The sequence below is a fragment of the Embleya hyalina genome (assembly GCF_003967355.1).
In the GTDB taxonomy this organism is placed as follows: Bacteria; Actinomycetota; Actinomycetes; order Streptomycetales; family Streptomycetaceae; genus Embleya; species Embleya hyalina.
In genome coordinates this window covers 1-18,037 of sequence record NZ_BIFH01000056.1, presented here as the reverse complement: position 1 = coordinate 18,037, position 18,037 = coordinate 1, and the positions used below count along the sequence as shown (strand labels likewise).

16 protein-coding genes are annotated in these 18,037 nt (G+C 73.4%); 8 read left to right on the top strand and 8 right to left on the bottom strand.

Annotation, left to right across the window (positions count from 1 at the left end):
* The first annotated feature begins 133 nt into the window (after positions 1-133).
* Together EMA17_RS48230 and EMA17_RS48225 are read left to right on the top strand one after the other, a co-directional pair.
* Entirely contained in the window at positions 134-664 is a 531-nt protein-coding gene (locus tag EMA17_RS48230) for a GNAT family N-acetyltransferase (RefSeq protein ID WP_126643592.1), read from the top strand.
* Positions 665-692: 28 nt separating this feature from the next.
* Complete coding sequence (locus tag EMA17_RS48225) at positions 693-1,901, top strand: winged helix-turn-helix domain-containing protein (RefSeq protein ID WP_126643591.1); 1,209 nt, start codon at positions 693-695, stop codon at positions 1,899-1,901.
* Positions 1,902-1,965: 64 nt separating this feature from the next.
* On the opposite strand, the gene EMA17_RS48220 is transcribed toward EMA17_RS48225, so the two are convergent.
* The 6 genes from EMA17_RS48220 to mtrA all read right to left on the bottom strand — a co-directional run bounded on the left by EMA17_RS48220 (position 1,966) and on the right by mtrA (position 8,714).
* A complete protein-coding gene (locus tag EMA17_RS48220) occupies positions 1,966-2,676 on the bottom strand; it encodes a response regulator (protein WP_246127381.1) in 711 nt (236 codons plus the stop codon).
* A gap of 219 nt (positions 2,677-2,895) precedes the next feature.
* Positions 2,896-3,576 carry a ribosome hibernation-promoting factor, HPF/YfiA family gene (hpf, locus tag EMA17_RS48215; protein ID WP_126643590.1) on the bottom strand — a complete coding sequence of 227 codons (681 nt, stop codon included), beginning with the start codon at positions 3,574-3,576 and terminating at the stop codon, positions 2,896-2,898.
* Positions 3,464-3,829, bottom strand: a complete 366-nt coding sequence (locus tag EMA17_RS55015; RefSeq protein WP_246127385.1) for a phosphoribosyltransferase family protein — start codon at positions 3,827-3,829, stop codon at positions 3,464-3,466. Before EMA17_RS55015 ends, hpf begins: the two co-directional genes overlap by 113 nt.
* 634 nt (positions 3,830-4,463) lie before the next feature.
* Complete coding sequence (locus EMA17_RS48205; protein ID WP_126643588.1) at positions 4,464-6,239, bottom strand: LpqB family beta-propeller domain-containing protein; 1,776 nt, start codon at positions 6,237-6,239, stop codon at positions 4,464-4,466.
* Positions 6,236-8,020 carry an MtrAB system histidine kinase MtrB gene (mtrB, locus tag EMA17_RS48200; RefSeq protein WP_371863241.1) on the bottom strand — a complete coding sequence of 595 codons (1,785 nt, stop codon included), beginning with the start codon at positions 8,018-8,020 and terminating at the stop codon, positions 6,236-6,238. Before mtrB ends, EMA17_RS48205 begins: the two co-directional genes overlap by 4 nt.
* Before the next feature lie 16 nt (positions 8,021-8,036).
* A complete protein-coding gene (gene mtrA, locus EMA17_RS48195) occupies positions 8,037-8,714 on the bottom strand; it encodes an MtrAB system response regulator MtrA (protein ID WP_026219725.1) in 678 nt (225 codons plus the stop codon).
* A 362-nt stretch (positions 8,715-9,076) separates the two neighbouring features.
* Between mtrA and EMA17_RS48190 the strand changes: the two genes are divergently transcribed.
* From EMA17_RS48190 to EMA17_RS48170, 5 genes are read left to right on the top strand one after another with little or no spacing between them, the layout of a single operon-like run.
* On the top strand, positions 9,077-10,771 hold the full coding sequence (locus EMA17_RS48190; RefSeq protein ID WP_126643587.1) for a hypothetical protein: 1,695 nt from the start codon (positions 9,077-9,079) through the stop codon (positions 10,769-10,771).
* A complete protein-coding gene (locus tag EMA17_RS48185; protein WP_126643586.1) occupies positions 10,768-11,439 on the top strand; it encodes a DUF4129 domain-containing protein in 672 nt (223 codons plus the stop codon). The genes EMA17_RS48190 and EMA17_RS48185 overlap by 4 nt, the downstream gene beginning before the upstream one ends.
* Complete coding sequence (locus tag EMA17_RS48180; RefSeq protein ID WP_126643585.1) at positions 11,436-12,662, top strand: DUF4350 domain-containing protein; 1,227 nt, start codon at positions 11,436-11,438, stop codon at positions 12,660-12,662. Before EMA17_RS48185 ends, EMA17_RS48180 begins: the two co-directional genes overlap by 4 nt.
* Positions 12,659-13,627 (top strand): AAA family ATPase, encoded by a 969-nt coding sequence (locus EMA17_RS48175; RefSeq protein WP_126643584.1) that lies wholly within the window; start codon positions 12,659-12,661, stop codon positions 13,625-13,627. Before EMA17_RS48180 ends, EMA17_RS48175 begins: the two co-directional genes overlap by 4 nt.
* A gap of 6 nt (positions 13,628-13,633) precedes the next feature.
* Positions 13,634-14,929, top strand: coding sequence for a DUF58 domain-containing protein (locus tag EMA17_RS48170; protein WP_126643583.1), 1,296 nt, complete (start codon positions 13,634-13,636; stop codon positions 14,927-14,929).
* Positions 14,930-14,953: 24 nt separating this feature from the next.
* Here EMA17_RS48170 and EMA17_RS48165 read toward each other — a convergent pair whose 3' ends face one another.
* A complete protein-coding gene (locus EMA17_RS48165; RefSeq protein ID WP_126643582.1) occupies positions 14,954-15,667 on the bottom strand; it encodes a response regulator in 714 nt (237 codons plus the stop codon).
* Positions 15,664-16,668 (bottom strand): sensor histidine kinase, encoded by a 1,005-nt coding sequence (locus tag EMA17_RS48160; RefSeq protein WP_371863240.1) that lies wholly within the window; start codon positions 16,666-16,668, stop codon positions 15,664-15,666. Before EMA17_RS48160 ends, EMA17_RS48165 begins: the two co-directional genes overlap by 4 nt.
* 493 nt (positions 16,669-17,161) lie before the next feature.
* On the opposite strand from EMA17_RS48160, the gene EMA17_RS48155 reads away from it, so the two are divergent.
* The gene (locus EMA17_RS48155) at positions 17,162-17,755 is read left to right on the top strand and encodes a hypothetical protein (RefSeq protein WP_126643580.1); all 594 of its coding nucleotides are present in this window, start codon (positions 17,162-17,164) and stop codon (positions 17,753-17,755) included.
* The last annotated feature ends 282 nt before the right edge of the window (positions 17,756-18,037 follow it).

Sequence of the window (18,037 nt, the reverse complement as noted above, 5' to 3'; positions counted from 1 at the left end):
TGAGCTCCTTGCCCGACGGCGCCCGCCCGCCTTTCGGACGTGACGGCACGGCGGGGCCCGTCCCGCCGATACGGCCATCGTATGCGAGGAGGCAAGCCGGGATCGAGCCTCGCGGGCCGGCACAGTGACCGGCATGGAACCTGTGGAGATCGCGGCGGGACGCTTTCAGCTCCGGCCCTGGAACGAACACGACGTCGACGTGGTGGCCGGCGCGCTCGCCGACGGCGAGATCGTGCACCGGCCCCCCGAGCCCGAGGACGAGGATCCGCGCGCGTGGTTGGCCGAGCGCGAGCGGCGGTGGGCGACCGGCGAGGGGCCCTCGTTCGCGGTGATGGACGCGGTGACCGGCGAGGTCCACGGCCATGTGGCGCTGTGGAAGGTGGTGCCGAAGTGGCGCTCGGCCGAGGTCGGCTACTGGACGCTGAAGTCGGCGCGCGGTCGAGGGGTGGCCCGGCACGGGGTCGGCGCGCTCACCCGCTGGGCGTTCGGCGCGCTGGATCTGCATCGCCTCGAACTGCGCCACACGGTGGCCAACACCGCCTCGTGCGCGGTCGCGAACGCGTCGGGATATGCACTCGAAGGAGTACTCCGGGGCTGCCTCACCGGCTTCGGCGAGGAGTTCGCCGACGTACATCTGCACGCCCGGCTCGCCACGGACGTCTGATGCGAACATACGTTCTAAGGTGGCGGCCATGACCTCACAGCCGACCTTCACGCCGGACGCCGAGCTGACCGCCGACGAGGCCCGCCGCATCGTGCTGGCCGCGCAGGGCCTGCTGGGCGCCCCCGATCGCCGGGCGGGCGTGCTCGGCGTGCTGCGCTCGCTGGGCGCGGTACAACTCGACACGATCTCCACGCTGGCCCGCTCGCACGAGCTGGTGCCCTACTCCCGGCTCGGCCCGGTCGGCCGCCCCACCGTCGAGAGCGCCTACTGGTCCGGCGAGACCGCGTTCGAGTACTGGTCGCACGCGGCCTGTGTGCTGCCGATGTCGACCTGGCCGGACTTCGCCTTCCGCCGCCGGCACTACCGAGACCGCGGCCGGCTGTGGGGCCACCAGGTGACGCAGGAGTCGTTCGACACCGTCCTGGCGCGCCTGCGCGCCGAGGGCCCGCTCACCGCGACCGCGCTGGGCGGCGCCAAGAACAAGGGCGAGTGGTGGGACTGGAGCGAGACCAAGATCGCCGTCGAGCGCGCGCTGGCCTTCGGCGACGTGGTCTGCGTGCGCCGCGACGGCTGGAAGCGGGTCTACGACCTGCCCGAACGTGTGGTCCCGGCGACCCTGCTCGCCGAGGAGCCCGACGACGCGGAGTGCCTGCGCCGCCTGGTGCGCCTCGCGGGCCGACAGCTCGGGGTGGCCACCCGGGCCGACCTGATGGACCAGTACCGGCTGACCCGGGCCCAGGTCGACGCCGCCCTGCCCGGCAGCGGCCTGGTCCCGGTCGCGGTCGCGGGCTGGGGCGAACGGGCCGCCCGCGAGGGTGCGTGGGCCGACCCCGACGCGCTCGCCTCGCCCCCGCGTGGGCGTCATCGCGCCACGCTGTTGTCGCCGTTCGACTCGCTGGTGTGGGATCGCCCGCGCACCGCCCGGGTGTTCGGCGGCTTCGAGCACCGCCTGGAGGCGTACGTGCCCGCCGCGAAGCGGGTGCACGGCTACTTCGTGATGCCGATCCTGGCGGGCGGGCGGCTGGTCGGCCGGGTGGACCCGGCCCGGGAGGGACGCACCCTGGTGGCCCGGCGCATGTCCTTCGAGGCCGGCGCCGCGGTCGGCGAGCGGGTGCTGGCCGGCGCGGCCGACGCGCTGCGCGCGGCCGCCGGGTGGGTGGGGTGCGACGACGTACGGATCGAGGCGCTGGACCACGAGAGCACCCGCGCGCGGCTGACCGCGCTGCTCGCGGGCTGACCCTCCGGGATCGGCCGGGCGTCCGCGTCCGGCCGACCCCGGAGGGCCCGGGCGGCGCCCCGATTCAGTCGCCGATCTCCAGGATCTTCTCCCGCATCGCGTAGACCACGGCCTCCATGCGCGAATGCAGCTGCAATTTCTCGAGGATGTTGCGCACGTGGTTCTTCACGGTGTTCTCGCTGATGAACAACTGCTTGGCGATGTCGCGGTTGTTGCGCCCGGTGGCGACCAGGCGCAGCACCTCGATCTCGCGGTCGGTCAGCCGCGGCGCCGGCACCAGTCGGCGCTCGTCGTCGCGCCGGCTCATCGACTTGAACTCGGTCAGCAGCTTGACCGCCATCGACGGGCTGATCTGCGACTGCCCGTCGGCCACCGCGCGGATCGCCGAGGCCACCTCGCCGTGCGAGATCTCCTTGAGCAGATATCCGGTGGCGCCGGCCTTGATCGCGTCGTAGAGGTCGGCCTCTTCCTCACTCATCGTCAACATGATGATCTGCGTGCTGGGCGCGACCTCCTTGATCGCGGTGCAGGCCTCGATGCCACCGCGTCTGGGCATGCGCACGTCCATCAGGACGATGTCGGGCAGCAGGTCCTGCGCGGCCTCCAGCGCCTCGGCGCCGTCCCCGGCCTCGCCGACCACGGTGATATCGGGCTCCGGCGCGAGCACGATGTCCAGACCCCGGCGAAACAGATCGTGATCGTCGACCACCAGCACGCGAATCGGTTCGCCCGCTGAGCCGTGCTCCACGCGGGCCGGAACAGACTGTTCACCCACCGTGTTTCCCCCCTGGGTCGGCACGATCCGTGTCCAGGACATGATCCCACGTGATCGCCACGACGCCAGGCCCTGATGGGCGTTATGTGCGGAACGTACTTGCGAAGCGGAACATTCGCCAGGGAACGCCAGGGTCGGGGACGCAACCGACGCCGAAACCCCGAAGGGTTTCGGCGTCGAATCACGACCAGAGGGCGCGCGGGGGCGGCCCGACCGCGACTACTGCGGTCCACCGTCCTCGCGGTCCTCGGGCTTGAGGTGGATCACACCGTAGTCGTAGCCGTGCCGGCGGTACACCACACTCGGCCACCTGGTGCTCGAATCGATGAACAGATAGAAGTCGTGGCCCACCAACTCCATCTCGTACAGCGCCTGGTCGAGCGCCATCGGACGCCCGGCGTGTACCTTCTCGCGAACCACGAGGGGGCCTTCGCCATCCACCTCGATCGGGCCCGCCATGTGCGGCTGGGGCCTCAATTCGCCGTTCTTCACAGCCTCGATGTCTTCCGCGGACGCCACCACGGCCCCATTGAGCCGATCGGCGTGATTGATCTCCGCAGTGGCCGCGCCCACCGAGACGGGGGAGCGGTGACCATGGTGCACGCGCCGCCGGTCGGCGGCCTTGCGCAACTGTGCCTCGAGTCTCGCGCACGCCAGGTCGAGTGCGGCGTAGGGGTCGGACGCGGCGGCTTCGCCCCGGATGACGGGGCCACGCGTGTTCAGCGTGATCTCCACCCGGTCCGAGCGCTCCGCCAGCCGCGGGTTCCGCTCCTTGGACACCTCCACGTCAACGCTGATCACCTTGTCGTCGAGCTTGCGGATCTTCTCCAGCTTCTCGACACAGTGCTTGCGAAAACGCTCGGGTACCTCGGTCTTGCGGCCCTTGACGACAATGTCCACGCAGAACTCCATCCATTGCGCCATGCCGGAGGGGTGGGCACCCATCCGACCGACCAGGTCGCCGACGGCCCTGCTCCGTCCCGCGCCGCCGGGCGGTCGCGGCCACCACGGCCGCCGCCTCGACTCGCCCTCCCACGGCTCGGACCGCACGGGTCGCCTCCGCGAGAGTTGCGCCGGTGGTGCAAACATCATCGACGACGATCACCACACTAATGCCCGTAAACAAGGGCGCCAACCTGTCCGAAACGATCATTGATCGGCGCACGTTCATCCTCCGTTCATGTGCAGAAAGGCCCGCCTGGTCCAGGATTCGACGGGTATGTCGGAGTGCCGGCAGCACCCGCGCGGGTACCCCGGCCGCGCGCAATCGGCCGGCCGCGCGCAGCGCCAGCTCCCCGGTGGCGTCCCGACCGCGCCGACGCACCGCGGCGCGTGTCGAGGGCACCGGGACCAGCAGGCACGGCCCGGCCGGATCGGCGAGACCGGCCGCCACCGCCCGGGCCAGCGCGTCCCCCAGGGGGCGGGCCAGGCGGCGCGCGCCGTGCTCCTTGTACGCGGCGAGCACCGAGCGCACCGGCTCCCGATAGGCGGTGACCGCGTGTACCGGCGGCAGCCCCTCGGGCGCGGGCACCGGGTCGGCCGGCCGCGGCGCCGGGACGAACACCGCCCGACAGGCGGCGCACAACTGCGCGCCGGGCGCGGCGCAGCCCGCGCAGCACACGGGCAACACCAGGTCGGCCCATGTCGCGAGCACCCGACGCCGTTCCATGCCCCCAAGCTCGCACGCCCGGCCCCGAAACGGACCGGTCGCACGCGCAACCACCCGATCCGGTCATGGCGCGCCGTGGCGGACGGGCTTCGGGCCTGGGCGGCCCCGGGCGCGGGCGCTACCCCGGATAGACCGGGTACGTGCCGCTGTGCACCTTGGTCCAGTTGTTGCCCTGGGACAGCTGGTAGATGTTCTGCTCGCCGGAGTCGGCGAGCAGCGGCTGGTCGGCGCCGTCCGGCGCGGCGATGTGCAGCATGCCGTTGACCGAGGCGACCGAGATCGAGATGCCGCCGTCGATGTCGACGATCTGCGGCTGCAGCGCGCCCTGGCCCTCCTTGCCGAGCACCACCAGCCGGTCCGGGCCGTTCCACGAGATCGCCTTGACCTCGACCAGCGAGGGGAGCACGGAACGCGGCGCGGCGATGGTGATGGCCGGCACCCCGTTGCTCACGCGCCGCTCGACCCGGCCGACCAGCACCTGCCCGGTGTTCAGCACCAGCGCCGCACGCACGCCGTCCGAGGACAACCGCAGGTCGGTGATCCGGGCCGCGGGAATGCCCTCCACGTCGACCGCGACCTTGGTGACCTGGCGCCGCTCGTCCTCGTACAGCGCCAACACCTGCTCGGCGTTCCTGGTGCGATCCAGCGCCCACAACACGCCGCGGCCGTCCCAGGTCGGGCTCGACAGCGACCCGGGCGTGGTGTTCAGCCACTCCTGGGCCTCGCCGTGACCGTCCACGTCGCCGACCCACAACTTGCGCCCGCCGGTGTCGATGCCCGCGATCCGCCGCCGGAACTGGTCCCGCGAGACGGCGATCTGGTCCACCTTGAAGGTGCCGTCGCCGAAGGGTCCCGGCAGCGCCGGCGGGTTGCCGTTCGCGCCGGGCACCACGTTGACCATGCCGCCCTTGGCGATGAAGTAGCCGGTGGCCCCGGGCGTCTTGGCCGCCCGCGCGGGGTCGTAGCGTGCGGCGTCCTCGTCGGAGAGCAGGCACATCGGCGCGCCGCCGCCGGTGATCGAGACCGAGTCCACCCCCGAGACCTGGCGCAGCGTGAACAGCAGTTGGGCGGCCATGCGCTCGCAGCCCTTGCCCTGCGCGAGTCTGGCCTGGCGGTTGAGCTGGACCCGGGCGGTCCGGTTGTCCTCGATCGAGACCACCCGGTCGGCGGGCTCGGTGCCGGCCGGGAAGGCGCTCTCCACCACCGGCCGCAGCCAGTCGGTGGGGCCGTTCATCAGTTGCCGCACCAGCGCCGAGGTCAGTCCCACCCGGCTGCGCAGGTAGACCGGATCGGGCACCAGGACGTCCTGGCCCAGCGGCATCGAGGTGGCGAACCAGTAGGTGTTGACCGACCGGTAGATCCGGTGGAACTCGGCGTTGGACAGGATCAACCCGTCGGGCAGGTCGGCGATCCGCCACTGGTTGTCGGTGCCCAGGCGCAGTTGCAGGGTGGCCAGGTAGGGCGCGCCCGCCTGCTGTTCGGGCTGGTAGGCGTTGCGGCTGTCCACGGTGCCGACCCGGGTGCCGGAGACCTCGGCCCGATAGGTCCGCTCGTCGGCGCCGGCCACGAGTTCGATCTTCGCGATCGTGTTGAGCACCACGATCTCGCGCGTGGGCACCCACTTGGCCCGGGCCTCCGGGGTCAGGTAGGCGCGCGCGGTGGTGTAGTCGGGCTCGTCGCTGGTGACCGCCTCCAGGAAGCCGGCCACCATGCCGTGCGGCTGCTCGCCGGGCTTGGGCGGCACGGCGAACACCCGCACCTGCTGCTCCGGGCCCTGGTCCTTGGTGCCGCCCTTGGCCGCCTCGCGCACGCTGCCGCTGTGCGGCATCGACGCACACCCGCCGAGCGCGCACAGCACGCACACCAGGGCCAGGAACGGGGTGATCCGCCTCATCGACTGCCTCCCGCGGAACCGGCCGTACGTACGCCGCGCCGATACGGCGAGCCCGCCGGCCCCAGGCCCCGATTGGCCCGCGAGTCCTCGGGCTCCAACGGCAGCGGGGACCGCACCAGCTCGCCGCCCGCGGTCTTGGGCAGGCTCAGCCGGAACTGCGAGCCGCCGCCCGGCTCGCCCCAGGCCTGGAGCCAGCCGCCGTGCAGATGCGCGTCCTCGAGCGCGATGGACAGGCCCAGGCCGGTGCCGCCGGTGGTCCGCGCCCTGGCCGGGTCGGCCCGCCAGAACCGGGCGAACACCAGCGAGGACTCGCCGGGCTTGAGGCCCACGCCGTAGTCGCGCACGGCCACCGCGACCGAGTCCTCGCCGGCGGCGACGGTGACCACCACGTCGTGCCCCTCGCCGTGCTCGATCGCGTTGACCACCAGGTTGCGCAGCACCCGGTCGATCCGCCGGGGATCGACCTCGGCCACGCACGGCTTGTCCGGCGCGCGCACCACGAGCCGGCTGCCGCGCCGCTCGGCCAGCGGCTCGGCGCCCTCGACCACCCGACGCACCAGGTCGCGCAGGTCCACCGGCTCGGCATCGAGCACCGCCGCGCCCGCGTCGAACCGGCTGATCTCCAACAGGTCCGACAGCAGCGCCTCGAACCGGTCCAGCTGGTTCTGCAGCAGCTCGGCCGAGCGCCGGGTGGCCGGGTCGAAGTCCTCGCGCGCCTCGAACAGCACGTCGGCGGCCATCCGCACGGTGGTCAGCGGGGTGCGCAGTTCGTGCGAGACGTCGGAGACGAACCGGCGCTGCACCCGGGACAACTCCTCCAGCTGTCTGATCTGGTTCTGCAGGTTGGACGCCATCTTGTTGAACGACGAGCCCAGCCGGGCCAGGTCGTCCGCGCCGACCACCCGCATCCGCTCCTCCAGCCGACCCGCCGCCAACCGCTCGGCGATCCGGGCCGCCATCCGCACCGGGGTGACCACCCACCGGGTCACCAGCGCCGCGATCGCCACCAGGAGCAGCACGAGGAAGACCCCGGCGGTGGCCAGCGTGCTGCGCACCAGGCCCAGGGTCTTCTCCTCGGGACCGAAGGAGAAGAAGTAGTACAGCTGGTACGACCCCCCGTCGGGGTCCTCCAACTGGGCGCCGACCACCAGGCCGGCCTCGCGGGTGGTCTCCGCCGGGCCCTCGCCGTGCTGGCCCTCGCGCACGATCTGGGTGTACTGGAGCAGCGCCACCCCGTGTTTGAGGCCGACCTCGCGGCGCAGTTCGGCCGGCACGCTGTCGTCGGGGACCACGTCGCCGGACGCGCGGGGGCTGCGGCCGGACCCGGGTGGGCTGTCCACCGTGTCCTGACTGGTCGCAGCCACGTCGTACACCCCCTGGCCGCCGCTGGAGAGCTGCTTGACCAGCGCGTTGAGCCAGTCGCCGGTGTTCACCCGGTTGCCGGTGGCCGGCGTGCCGGCGGGCATGCCGGTGGGCACCTGGACGTGCCGGCCCGGGCTGGTGGCGATCTCGTCGGCCTGCGCGCGGGCATCGGCGAAGCCGCCCTGGGCCTGGGACCGGGCGGAGGCCACCTTCGCGTCGAGCAGGCCGTTGCGGACCTGACCGACCACCACCACGCCGAGCAGCACCGTGACGGCGACGGACAGCACGAGGGTGGTGGCCACGACGCGGAACTGGATCGATCTGTTCCACAGCGCCATGACCCGGCCCACGCCGCCGCGCACACGACGCAGGGCGAGGGACCAGGCCGACGGGGAGGGCGACCGCTGCGCGGTGCTCACCGGGACGATCTCAAGGTCAGGCCGGTCCCGCCTTGTAGCCGACCCCGCGCACCGTGACCACCGTCTCCGGACGCTCGGGGTCACGCTCGATCTTCGAGCGCAGCCGCTGGACGTGGACGTTCACCAGGCGGGTGTCGGCCGCGTGTCGGTATCCCCAGACCTGTTCGAGCAGTACCTCGCGGGTGAACACCTGCCAGGGCTTGCGGGCGAGTGCGACAAGGAGGTCGAACTCCAGCGGGGTCAGTGCGATGTTCTGCCCGTCCCGCTTCACGGCATGGCCGGCCACGTCGATCACCAGATCGCCGATCACCAGTTGCTCCGGGGTGGGTTCCTCGGCTCTGCGCAGGCGGGCCCGCACACGAGCGACAAGCTCCTTGGGCTTGAACGGTTTGATCACATAGTCGTCTGCTCCGGACTCCAGGCCGACCACGACGTCGACCGTGTCGCTCTTGGCGGTGAGCATCACGATCGGCACGCCGGACTCGGCACGGATCTGGCGGCAGACGTCGATGCCGTCGCGGCCGGGCAGCATCAGGTCCAGCAGCACCAGGTCCGGTTTGACGTCCCGGAATGCCTGGAGTGCCTTGTCGCCGTCCGCCACGAACGACGGCTCGAACCCTTCGCCACGCAGCACGATGCCGAGCATCTCGGACAGTGCGGTGTCGTCGTCAACGATGAGGACGCGTCCCTTCATGTGCCTCATCGTCGCATTACCGGATTGTGACCTGCACTCATCCGACCGATTCCGGCCGCGTCCTCGGGTGACAAAACGTACTTTTCTCTGACTATTGGCATGCCCAGGGAGTGCGGAGTCACCCCGGATGCCGGAAGGTACGCCGCCCCGACCGGGCACGCAACGGACGTTTCGGGCCATCGACGCGACCCTCGCGGCCGGCGCCGGGCGGCGTCCGGAACGTGCGACCGGGCGCCCGTCGTTGTCCACCCGACCGGCCCGCCCGGCCCGACGTCCGGATCCGCCGGCCGCCCGTTCACCAAGGGGCCACACGGGCATGCCACGATGAGTCACCACCCATCAGGACGAGGAGCGCAATCGAGATGACGGACTCGCCCGGCCGGCCCACCCCGGACGCCCCGGGGCCGGACGCAGCACGCCCGGCGGACGACGCCACGTCACCCGACCGATCCGCGCCCGAGCCCGAGCACGCGGCGCCGCCCGCGTCCGAGCCGGCGTCGGCCGCGCCGTCCTCGTCCCCGGCCGATCCGGCGGCCGCCGAGCGCGGGACGGCCGCGACCGCGGAGGTGCGCTCGGACGATCCGGCGGGCACGGACGGGGCGGCGGCCTCGGATGGGCCGAGCGTCCCGGAGCGGACCTCCCCCGAGCCGACCGCCGCCGACGGGGCGCCCGCCCCCGAGCGGACCTCCTCGGGCGAGGCCGCGTCCTCGGACGGGCCGGTCACGGCGGACGCTCCCGCCGCGTCGGACCGGTCGCCGGTCGCGGACGATCGCTCCGCCCCGGGCGAGCCGACCGCTCCGGGCGGACCGGCCGCCCCGAGCGGACCCACCTCGCTCGACAAGCCCGCCCGCCCGGAGTCCGACCGGCCCGCGCCGCAGGCCCCCGCACCGGGCTGGGCGCCGGTCCAGCCCCCCGCCGCCGGTTGGGGGCCGCCGCACCAGGGCCCGGCCGCCGGCTGGGGACCCCCGCACCAGGGCGCCGATCACCCCGGCGCCGCACCCGACCCGCGCTGGGGCGGCACCCAGCCCCTCTGGGGCGCGCCCCCCGGCTGGAACGGCCCCTACGTCCAGGCCGCCAAGCCCGGCGTGATCCCGCTGCGCCCGCTGAGCGTCGGCGAGATCCTGGACGGCGCGTTCGCCGCGATGCGTACGCACTGGAAGGTCATGATCGGCATCGCCGTCGTGATCGCCCTGCTCACCCAGTGCCTCGAGGTGCCGGCCACCTGGCTGCTCAACCGCGAGTTCTCCCCGGGCGACCTCTCCGACGAACCCACCGGGGAGGAGTTGTGGCGCTACCTGCGCGACACCTCCGCCGTACTGATCGTGCCGATCGTGGTCTCCACCCTCGGCCAGATCGCCGCCACCGGGATGCTCACCGTCGTGGTCAGCCGTGCGGTGATCGCCAAGTCCATGTCGGCGGCCCAGGCCTGGAAGGCGGTCCGCCCGCTGCTGCCGCGCCTGCTCGGGGTCACCTTCGCGACCTGGCTGGTCCCGGTCGGCACACTGCTCGTGGCGATTCTGCCGGGTCTGGCCCTGCTCGCCGTCGGCGCCGACGGGCTCGGCGCCCTGCTGCTGCTCCCCGGCCTGATCGGCGGCGTGGTCGCGGCGATCTACCTGTACGTCTGCCTGACCCTCGCCGGCCCCGTCCTGATGCTGGAGAAGCAGACGGTCCGCAAGGCCCTGGAGCGCTCGCGCAAGCTCGTCACCGGCTCGTGGTGGCGCGTGTGCGGCATCCTGCTGCTGATCTGGCTGATCATGGCCATCGTCGGCGGCATCATCCAGATGCCGTTCCTGCTCGTCTCCGACGGCTTCACGACGCTCACCGCCTCCAAGGCGTCCGACATCCCCGACCCCACGTTCGTCGACCTGCTGATCACCGGCGTCGGCGCGGTGATCGCCGCCGCGCTGCTGTACCCGTTCGCGGCCGGCGCGACCGCGCTGCTCTACATCGACCAGCGCATCCGCCGCGAGGCGCTCGACCTCGAACTCGCCCGCGCGGCCGGCGTCCTGGACGAGGAGACCGGCACCGGGTCGGCCGCGGGACCCACGCCCGCGTGACCCGACTCGCGTTCGCGCTCCCGCTCCTGCCCCGGGACTGGGAACCGGTGGACATCCCGCGCGACGACGCGCGGGATGCCGCCCGGGACGAGCTGTCCCGGGTCGAATACCACCGCGACGACCCCAATCCGGTCCGCCGGATCCTGGACTGGCTCTTCGACCGCCTCGGCGACCTGGTCTCCCGGGCGGGCGACAACACCCCCGGCGGCTACACCGGCCTCGCGGTGATCGTGCTCCTGCTGGTCGCCGCGCTCGTCCTGCTGCGGCTGCGGCTCGGGCCCCTGGGCGCGGCCCGGCGCGCCGAGTCGCCGCTGTACGGCGAGCAGGGCCCGATGCCGGCCGCCCGACACCGCGCGGCGGCCGACGCGCACGCCGCGGCCGGCCGCTGGGACGAGGCGGTCCGGGAACGTTTCCGCGCGATCGTGCGGGACCTGGAGGAACGCGCCGTGCTGGACGTACGCCCGGGCCGCACCGCCGACGAGGCCGCCGTCGAGGGCGGCCGGGGGCTGCCCGAGGTCGCCGCGGACCTGCGCGCCGCCGCCGCGATCTTCGACGACGTGCACTACGGCGGCCGGACCGCCGACCGGGCCCTGGACGACCGACTGCGCGACCTCGACGCCCGCTGCGCCGCCGCCCGCCCGCGCGCCGCCGAACGGATCCCCGGATGAGCGCCGACCCGGCGGGCCCCGCCGCACCCGACTCCCCCGCCCCGGGCGTCTCGGGCACGGCCGCGTTCGGCCCCACCCTGCCCGCTCCCACCCCCCTCGGCCGCACCGCCGAGCAGACCTGGCGCCGCCTGCGCGTTCCGCTGGCGCTGGTCGCCCTCGTGGTGATCGTCGTCTCCGCCCTCGTGCTGATCCGGGGCGACCGCCACGAGGGCAGCCTGGACCCGCGCTCGACCGGGAAGGCGGGGAGCAAGGCGGTGGCCCAACTGCTGCGCGCCCGAGGCGTCGAGGTGGAACCGGTCCGCTCCGCCGACGCGGCGGAGCGCGCGATCCGCCCCGACACCACGCTCGTGGTGGCCTACCCCGACCTGGTCACCGACGCGCACCTGGCCCGCCTCGCCGCCGCCGCGCCGGCCCGCACCGTGCTGATCCGCCCCGACGAGGCCGCGCTCACCGCCCTGGCCCCCGGCGTACGCGCAGCCCGCGACACCTCCGGCCGCGAGCTCGATCCGGACTGCCGGCTCCCGGCGGCGCAACGCGCGGGCAGCGCCGACGTCGGCGGCGGGCGCTTCGACATCGGCCCGTTCCCGACCGCCACCGGCTGCTACCCCTACGCGGGGCTGCCCACCCTGGTGCTCGCCCCGGCCGGCCCCGGTCGGGACACGGTCGTACTCGGCTCCGGCAGCATGCTCACCAACGACCGCCTGGACGCGCACGGCAACGCCGCGCTGGCCCTGAACCTGCTCGGCGCCCATCCGCACCTGGTCTGGTACCTGCCCGGCAGCGGCGAACTCCCGCCCGCCGACGACTCGTTGTGGGACCTGCTCCCCGCCGGCTGGCGCTGGGGCGCGGCCCAACTGGCCGTCGCCGCCGTCCTGCTCGCGCTGTGGCGGGCCCGCCGGCTGGGCCCGGTCGTGGCCGAACCGCTGCCGGTCGTGGTCCGCGCCGCGGAGACCGTCGAGGGCCGCGCCCGGCTGTACCGCCGCGGCCGGGCCCGGGACACCGCCGCCGAACTGCTCCGCGCCGCCGCCCGCGAACGCCTCGCGCGCCTGCTCGGCGGCGACACCGGCGAGGCCGCCCTGATCGCCGCCGTCACCGCCCGCACCGACCACACGTCCGCACACGTGCACGCCCTGTTGTACGGTGCGATCCCGGAGAGCGACGAGGCCCTCGTCACCCTGTCCGCCGACCTCGACGCGCTGATAAGGCAGGTACGCACGACGTGAGCGCACCCGAGCAGACCCGCGGGGCGCGCGACGCCCTCGAAGCCCTGCGCGGCGAGATCGGCAAGGCCGTGGTCGGCCAGGACGCCGCCGTCACCGGCCTGGTGATCGCCCTGCTGTGCCGGGGCCACGTGCTCCTGGAGGGCGTGCCCGGCACGGCCAAGACGCTGATGGTGCGCGCCCTCGCCCGCAGCCTCGAACTGACCACCACCCGCGTGCAGTTCACCCCGGACCTGATGCCGGGCGACGTCACCGGCTCGATGGTCTACGACGCGCGCACCGCCGCGTTCTCGTTCCGCGAGGGCCCGGTGTTCACCAACCTGCTGCTCGCCGACGAGATCAACCGCACCCCGCCCAAGACCCAGGCCGCGCTCCTGGAGGCGATGGAGGAGCGGCAGGTCTCGGTCGACGGCACCACGCGCCCGCTGCCCGACCCGTTCCTGGTCGCCGCGACGCAGAACCCGATCGAGTACGAGGGCACCTACCCGCTGCCCGAGGCCCAGTTGGACCGATTCCTGCTCAAGCTCACCCTCCCGCTGCCCGAACGCGACGACGAGATCACCGTGTTGCGCCGACACGCGGAGGGCTTCGACCCGCGCGACCTCGCCGGCGCGGGGGTGCGACCGGTGGCGGGCGCCGACGATCTGGCCGCGGGCCGCCGGGCGGTCGCCGAGCTGCGCGTCGAGCCGGACGTGCTGGCGTACGTCGTCGACGTCTGCCGGGCCACCCGCACCTCCCCGTCGCTGGCCATGGGCGTCTCCCCGCGCGGCGCCACCGCCCTGCTCGCCGCCGCCCGCGCGTGGGCCTGGCTCGCCGGCCGGGACTACGTCACCCCCGACGACGTCAAGGCGCTGGCCCGGCCGGCGCTGCGACACCGGGTGCGGCTGCGCGCCGAGGCCGAGATGGAGGGCGTGACCCCCGACGTGGTGATCGACTCCGTACTGGCCCACACCCCGGTCCCGCGTTAACCGCCGATGGCCCTGACCGGACGCGCCGTACTGGCCGCGGCAATCGGCGTATTGGTGGTCGGCCTGCTGCTGCCCTCGCTGCTCGGCCTCGCCGTGGTCGAGGGCCTGCTCCTGCTCGGCGTACTCACCGACCTGCTGCTCGCCGCCGGCGTTCGCGACCTGACCTTCACCCGCGCCGGCGACACCGCGGTCCGGCTCGGCGAATCCGCCGAGGTGACACTGACCGTGACCAACCCCGGTGGTCGGGCGCTGCGCGGCCGACTGCGCGACGCCTGGCCGCCGAGCACCGGCACCACCACGCAGCGGCACGACCTGGCCGTACCCGCCGGCGAACGCCGCCGAGTCACCACCACGATGACCCCGACCCGCCGGGGCGACCGGCACGCCCACCGGGTCACCGTGCGCTCCGTCGGCCCCCTCGGCCTGGCCGCCCGGCAGGGCTCGCATCTGGTGCCGTGGCGCCTGCGCGTCCTGCCCGGTTTCCCCAGCCGCCGCCTGCTCCCCTCCAAGCTGGAACGCCTGCGCGAACTCGACGGCCGTTCGGCCCTGCTCACCCGGGGCGCCGGCACCGAATTCGACACGCTCCGCGAGTACGTGCCCGGCGACGACGCGAAGTCGATCGACTGGCGCGCCTCCGCCCGCAACCAGGGCGTCGTGGTGCGCACGTGGCGCCCCGAACGCGACCGGCACATCCTGGTCGTCCTGGACACCGGCCGCACCTCCGCGGGCCGGATCGGCGACATCCCGCGCCTGGACGCCGCGATGGACGCGACCCTGCTGTTGACGGCGGTGGCGAACCACGCGGGCGACCGGGTCGACCTGCTCGCCTACGACCGCCGGGTCCGCGCCGAGGTCCGCCGCGCGCCCCGAAACGGGATACTCCCCGCCTTCGTCCAGGCGATGTCCACGCTGGAACCGGAGTTGGTCGAACCCGACGCCCGCGGCCTGGCCGCGGAAATCCTCCGCCGCTCCCCGCGCCGCTCACTGATCGTGCTGATGACCGGCCTGGAACGGGAGGCCGTCCAGGAAGGCATCCTGCCGGTACTCCCGCAACTGGCCGCCCGACACGAGGTGATCGTGGCCGCGGTCGCCGACCCGGCGATCACCCGCATGGCCGCGCACCGAGGCGACGCGACCGCCGTCTACGAAGCCGCCGCCGCGGAAAAGGAGTTGGCCGAACGCCGCACCACGGCGGCCGACCTCCGCCGCCGAAACGTCACGGTGGTGGACGCGCCGCCGGGCGAACTGGCTTCGGCGGTCACGGACATGTACCTGGCACTGAAGCTGGCGGGGCGGTTGTAGCGGTACGGAGCCGGGGCGGCACCGTCACCGCTGCCCACCCGGAGCGACATGGCCGTTCGCCCACGCCCACGCGGCGATGCCGACCCGGTTGCGCACACCCAACTTGGCCTGGATGTTCGCCACATGCGTCTTGGCGGTACCGGCGGAGATGAAGAGATCGGCACCGATCTCGGCGTTGGTGTGCCCCCGGGCGATCAGCCGCACGATCTCGTGCTCCCGCGCGGTGAGCGGGTCGTGGGCCGGGCCGAAACCGCCGCCGGGACCGGTATCGGCCGGTCGCGTCGCCCCGGCGGCCGCACCCGCACCCGCGCCCGACGACAGATGATCCAGCAGCCGCACGGTGACCTGCGGACCGATCAACGTATCCCCCGCCATCGCCGCCCGGACCGCCTCGATCAACAACGCCGGCCCGGACCGCTTGAGCAGGAACCCACAGGCCCCGTTGCGCAGCGCGGTGTGTACGTACTCGTCGATCTCGAACGTCGTCACCACGATCACCCGCGTGGGCGCGGCGACATCGGGGCCGGCCAGCCGGCGGGTCAGTTCGAGCCCGTCGAGCCGAGGCATGCGGATGTCCGCGAGCACGACGTCCGGCCGCAACCGCGCGGCGGCCTCGACGGCCGCGACACCGTCGGCCGCCTCCCCGACCACGACCATGTCCGGTTGCGAGTCCAGCACGAGCCGGAATCCGCTGCGGATGTCGTCCTGGTCGTCCGCGATCAGAATGCGCGTGGTCAACCGATCCTCGCTTCGTGGGGTGTGCCGGGTATGGGTGACGGCATCGCCGGATGGACCGAGGGCTGGGCCGGCAGCACCGCGTGGACCCGCCAACCCCCGGGCCCGTCGTCGCCGTGCGGCCCGGCATCGAGTTCACCACCCGCCTCACGCACCCGCGCACGCAGCCCCACGAGACCGCGCCCACCACCCCCGCCGGCGCGCCCGGGCGCATCGACGCGACGCCCCGAATCGCCATGCGGGGCACGGTGGTTCACCACGAGCACGGCCACGGCCGGTCGGCCGAGGCGGGTCGTCGTGGTCACCGCGACCTCGACGCCACCGGCACTCGGCGCATGCCGGCGCACGTTGGTCAGCGCCTCGACGACGACGCGGTACACCGTCGCCGACGCCTCCCGGGACACCGGCACCACCGACGAGTCGTCGCAGGACGCCAGGTCGGGGGCGATGGTCAGGATCGCACCGGTGCCGCCGGGAGTGGTGAAGTCCGCGACCAGCTCCGGGAGTCGGTCGATCCCGGGCAACGCCTCCCGGGAGGCGGCCCGCCCCGGATCGCCGACGTGCAGCGTGGCGACCATACGATCCATCGACGCCAACGCCGCCAGGCCCGCCCGCTCGATCCGTTCCAGGGCGACCAGCGCCTGCCCCGGATCGACGGCACCGACGAACCGGGCGGCCTGGGCCTGCGCGACGATGCCACTCACGTCGTGCGCCACGTAGTCGTGCAAATCCCGAGCGATGTCGAGCTGTTGCTCCCGCCGGGCAGCCGCGACCGCGTCCACCCGCCGCCGCTCGACCACCCGCGGATAGCCGCCCACCACCACCGCGACCCCCACCGGCAGGCACCAGAACACCACCGCCCCGAACGCCTCGAACGGCCCACCCCGCCACTCCACCAGGGGCACCGACCACAACGCGACGGCCGCCCCGAGCAGCACGACGGCCACCACGCACGCCCGCCCGACCTCCCCACGCGCACAAACCCCCACCAGCACGAGCAACACCGCAACCCGGCCGAGCCCCCAAACCCCGGCCTCATCGGGCGCCGACCACATCTGCCCCACCAAACCCACCAAACACAGCCCGCCAACCCCGCCCGCGGCAAGCACCACCGACCGCCCGGCAACCCTCCCCCACCCACAGATCACCCACACCAACACGGCGAACGCGACAACGGTGGGCACCACGGCAGCGACACTCTGCCCAAAACCAACCCCGACCCCGACCCCGGCGACACCAACAACGCCGGCCACCATCGAGGCCCCACGCACACTCCCCATCGCCCGCGCTCCCCCGCTTCGTCACCCGTGTACGTGTACGCCGTCCGTCCACCCGAGCCTAGACACACCCCGCTTCCACCCACCTCTGCCGATCGGCAGACCCGAACGACCGCGCGCCCGACGGATCCGCTCATCGGCCGATGGCCGGCCCAATCACCCACCCAACAAGCTGACCGAGCCGGAACAACCACCGAACCAACCACCGAAAGGAATCACCATGCTCGACAGCACCACGGCCACCCGAGACCACCGGGACCACCGTCCGCTCGACGTGCGCCCCCAGGCCGCCCCTTCCCGCCTCGCCGTCCGGGCCGCGCACGTGGCGGTGCTCAGCACGGTCCCCTCGGGGCTCTGGCGCATCGCGGGGGCGGCCGGCATCCCGCTCGGCTTCGGCCAGGACGATCTCCTGCACGAGAGCAACTTCCCAAGCCGCTACTCGTTCTACCTGGTCGGCCTGAGCATCCTGGCCGAACTGGTCGCCCTGCTCACCCTCGGCCTGGTCCGACGATGGGGCGAGGTCGTCCCACGATGGATCCCATATCTGGGCGGCCGCCCGATCAACCGCTGGGCCGCCACGATCCCGGCCCTACTGGGCGCGGCAGTACTGTGCACCGTCGGCGTCATAGGCACCCTCACCTGGAACAGCCCGGAAAACATGGGCGCCCCCGACTCCCCCAGCGGCGCCGCGTACTGGGTGATGACCCTCGCCTACGCCCCACTGCTCCTGTGGGGCCCGGCCCTGACCATCACCGCAGTCGCCTACTTCCGCCGCCACTCCCCCCACACCCCCAACCAACCAAACCACGGCTGACCTCTTTCCAGCGGACGTCACACTCGTGGTGGTGGGTGGCCGGTGCGGGCTGGCCCGGATCGTGGGGTGGGCCGCCGGCGGCGTGCGGAGCTCCGGGACGGGGGCTTGCGGCGAGGCGGGTGTGTTGCTCACCGGAAAGCGGCCTGCAGCGGCAGGGTGGGCGGTCGGGTTGGGTTCCGCCGGTCGTGCGTTTTCGGGTGGGTCGGGTTCTGTTTCGGCGTGCGTTGCGCCTGTGGTTGCGGGGGCCGGTGCGGGGCCGGTCGAAGTCGGTGGTGGGCCGCC